We start from the raw sequence: 396 nt of genomic DNA on the forward strand, positions 1-396 counted from the left end.
CCACTCGAACCATTCGGGATGGTCCTTGATCCAGGGATGGTCGGGCGAGCACTGGATCGCGAAGTCGAGGGCGATCTCCATGCCGGAGGCGTGGCTTGCCGCCACCAGCCGCTCGAAATCCTCCAGCGTGCCGAGGTCGGGGTGCACGGCCTCGTGGCCGCCCTCCTCCGCGCCCACCGCGTAGACCGAGCCGACGTCGCCCGGCAGGGCCTTGAGGGTGTTGTTCTTGCCCTTGCGGTTGGTCCGGCCCACCGGGTGGATCGGCGTGAAGTAGAGCACGTCGAAGCCGAGTTCCCGGATCTCGGGCAGGCGCTTGATCACGTCGTCGAAGGTGCCGTGGCGGTTCACGTCCATCGATTGCGAGCGCGGAAAGATCTCGTACCAGGCGGAGAACCT

General features: G+C 66.7%; 1 protein-coding gene. It reads right to left on the reverse strand.

Translation table 11 applies throughout. The features are described from left to right. A partial coding sequence (locus E4T82_RS12265) for an alpha-amylase family glycosyl hydrolase (protein ID WP_245167507.1) occupies positions 1-396 on the reverse strand: 396 nt, incomplete at both ends.

Source organism: Streptococcus cuniculi (assembly GCF_004570575.1).
Taxonomy (GTDB): Bacteria; Bacillota; Bacilli; order Lactobacillales; family Streptococcaceae; genus Streptococcus; species Streptococcus cuniculi_A.